Genomic DNA, 3117 nt, shown 5'->3' with positions numbered 1-3117 from the left:
AGGCTTTGCCGCGCCGCAGATGCGGCCCGGCTTAGGCGCGCCCGCGCAGCACCGCCTGCTTGACCTCAGCGATCGCCTTGGTGACCTCGATGCCGCGGGGGCAGGCCTCCGTGCAGTTGAAGGTCGTGCGGCAGCGCCACACGCCTTCCTTGTCGTTGAGGATGTTCAGGCGCACATCGGCGGCGTCGTCGCGCGAATCGAAGATGAAGCGGTGCGCGTTGACGATCGCGGCGGGCCCGAAGTACTGGCCGTCGGTCCAGAAGACGGGGCACGACGAGGTGCAGGCTGCGCACAGGATGCACTTGGTCGTGTCGTCGAAGATCTCGCGGTTGGCGATCGACTGGATGCGCTCCTTGCCGGGCTCCGGCGCAGAGTTCGCGATGAGGAACGGCTGCACCTCACGGTACGACGCGAAGAAGGGCTCCATGTCGACGATGAGGTCCTTTTCCAGCGGCAGACCCTTAATGGCCTCGACGTAGATGGGCTTGGAGATGTCGAGGTCCTTGATGAGGGTCTTGCACGCCAGACGATTACGCCCGTTGATGCGCATCGCATCCGACCCGCAGATACCGTGCGCGCAGGAGCGGCGGAAGCTCAGTGACCCGTCGACCTCCCACTTGATCTTGTGGAGGGCGTCAAGCACGCGGTCAGTCGAGTACAGCTCGACGTCGTAGTCGACCCAGCGCGGCTCGGAATCCACCTCAGGGTCGAAGCGGCGGATGATGAAGGTCACCAGGAACGACTGGATGCCGGTGGGCTCGGGGGACTGCTCGATGTCGCCCTGCTCATCGGTGGCGGCATCCGTGGAGACAAGCGTCGCGCTCATCGTCAGTACTTCCTCTCCATCGGCTGGTAGCGAGTGATGACCACGGGCTTCCAGTCGAGGCGGATGTGGTCATCCGCGACCGAAGAGTGGGGGTCGCCCGTGAGGTAGGCCATCGTGTGCTGCATATAGTTCTCGTCATCGCGCTTGGGGTAGTCGTCGCGCATGTGGCCCCCGCGGCTTTCGAGCCGGTTGCGGGCAGTGACGACAACGACCTCGGCGATGTCGAGCAGGAATCCGAGCTCGACAGCCTCGAGCAGGTCGGTGTTGAACCTCTTGCCCTTGTCGTCGACATGGATGTTGAGGTACCGAGCACGCAGCTCCTCGATGACGCCGAGAACGTGCTTCAGGGACTCCTCGGTGCGGAACACCTGGGCTCCCTTGTCCATCTCGTCCTGCAGCTTCTTGCGGAGGACCGCGATGCGCTCCCCGCCGGGGTTGTTGCGCAGGCCCTCGATCATCTCGCGGACGCCTGCCGCGGGGTCTTCGGGGAGGTCGACGAACTCGGCGGTCTTCACGTACTCGACCGCGTACCGGCCGGCGCGCTTGCCGAAGACGTTGATGTCCAGGAGGGAGTTCGTTCCGAGGCGGTTCGAGCCGTGCACGGAGACGCAGGCGCACTCACCGGCCGCGTACAGACCCGGCACGACTGTCTCGTTGTCTGCGAGCACCTCGGCCTTGATGTTGGTGGGGATGCCGCCCATCGCGTAGTGCGCGGTCGGCATCACCGGCACCGGTTCGACGACGGGGTCGACTCCCAGGTAGGTACGAGCAAACTCGGTGATGTCGGGGAGCTTGGTCTCGAGCACCTCGGCACCGAGGTGCGTGCAGTCCAGGAGCACGTAGTCACGGTGGGGGCCGGCGCCGCGACCTTCGGCGACCTCCTGCTGCATGCAGCGGCTGACGATGTCGCGAGGAGCGAGGTCCTTGATCGTGGGGGCGTAGCGCTCCATGAAGCGTTCACCGCTCGCGTTACGCAGGATGGCTCCTTCGCCGCGAGCGCCCTCGGTGAGCAGGATGCCGAGTCCGGCCAGGCCCGTCGGGTGGAACTGGAAGAACTCCATGTCCTCCAGCGGCAGTCCCTTGCGCCAGACGATTCCGACGCCGTCACCGGTAAGGGTGTGGGCGTTGGAGGTCGTCTTGTAGATCTTGCCGAAGCCGCCGGTCGCGAAGATCACTGCCTTGGACTGGAAGACGTGCAGGTCGCCCGTGGCCAGTTCGTAGGCCACGACGCCCGCGACCTGGGTCTTGCCCTCGGCATCCTTCACCGTGATGAGGTCGAGCACGTAGAACTCGTTGAAGAAGTTGATGCCGAGCTTGACGCAGTTCTGGAACAGCGTCTGCAGGATCATGTGCCCGGTGCGGTCGGCGGCGTAGCAGGCGCGACGGACAGGGCTCTTGCCGTGGTCGGCGGTGTGACCGCCGAAGCGACGCTGGTCGATCTTTCCGTCCGGGGTGCGGTTGAAGGGCAGACCCATGTTCTCGAGGTCGATGACCGCGTCGATGGCTTCTTTCGCCAAGATCTCGGCAGCGTCCTGGTCGACGAGGTAGTCGCCACCCTTGACGGTGTCGAAGGTGTGCCACTCCCACGAGTCCTCTTCGACGTTCGCGAGGGCAGCTGCCATGCCGCCCTGGGCCGCGCCGGTGTGGGACCGGGTCGGGTAGAGCTTGGAGATCACCGCGGTCTTCGCGCCGGGGCCTGCCTCGATGGCCGCGCGCATGCCGGCGCCGCCGGCGCCGACGATCACGATGTCGAACTGGTGGTAATGGACGCCGTCCTTGACGACGCTTTCGGCGCTCTGAGTAGTCACGGGTGCTGTGCTTTCGGTGTCAGGTGAGCGGCAGGATTACGAGGCACACAGGCCGATGATCGTGTCGGACGCGGTAGCGGGGTCGAACCCGAGGCAGGGGTCGAAGGTGAAGACCACCAGGGTGCCGAGCAGGATCAGAAGCGCCGCGGTGACCCAGATCGCCGTGACGAGCACGGTGCGGGTCTTGGCGTGAGTCACGTAGTCGTTGGTGATGGTGCGCATACCGTTGGCGCCGTGGATCAGCGCGAGCCACAGCATCAGGACGTCCCACCACTGCCAGAACGGGTTGGTGAGCTTTCCGGCAACGAAGGCGAAGTCGATCGCCTGGATGCCGTCGCCCACCATGAGGTTGACGAAGAGGTGCCCGAAGATCAGGACCACGAGCACCATGCCGGATGCTCGCATGTAGACCCAGCCCCACTTCTCGAGGTTGACGCCGCGGCGGCGCGGGGTGCTGTGGGAGGCGCGGGGTTCGGCGATCGC

Annotated in this window: 3 protein-coding genes; all 3 read right to left on the bottom strand. The window is 65.4% G+C overall.

The genetic code is table 11. The features are described 5' to 3' along the window. Positions 1-31: 31 nt before the first annotated feature. From B3587_RS12070 to B3587_RS12060, 3 genes are read right to left on the bottom strand one after another with little or no spacing between them, the layout of a single operon-like run. Positions 32-826, bottom strand: a complete 795-nt coding sequence (locus B3587_RS12070; protein WP_292728972.1) for a succinate dehydrogenase iron-sulfur subunit — start codon at positions 824-826, stop codon at positions 32-34. 2 nt (positions 827-828) lie between these two features. Then, positions 829-2634, bottom strand: a complete 1806-nt coding sequence (gene sdhA, locus B3587_RS12065) for a succinate dehydrogenase flavoprotein subunit (protein WP_228179561.1) — start codon at positions 2632-2634, stop codon at positions 829-831. A 36-nt stretch (positions 2635-2670) separates the two neighbouring features. Further along, the gene (locus B3587_RS12060) at positions 2671-3114 is read right to left on the bottom strand and encodes a succinate dehydrogenase hydrophobic membrane anchor subunit (RefSeq protein WP_292728977.1); all 444 of its coding nucleotides are present in this window, start codon (positions 3112-3114) and stop codon (positions 2671-2673) included. Between the last annotated feature and the right edge of the window lie 3 nt (positions 3115-3117).

It is taken from the genome of Microbacterium sp. UBA837 (genome assembly GCF_002296025.1).
Lineage (GTDB): Bacteria > Actinomycetota > Actinomycetes > Actinomycetales > Microbacteriaceae > Microbacterium.
The sequence above is the reverse complement of the archived record's forward strand: the minus strand, read 5'-3'. Positions and strand labels throughout refer to the sequence as shown.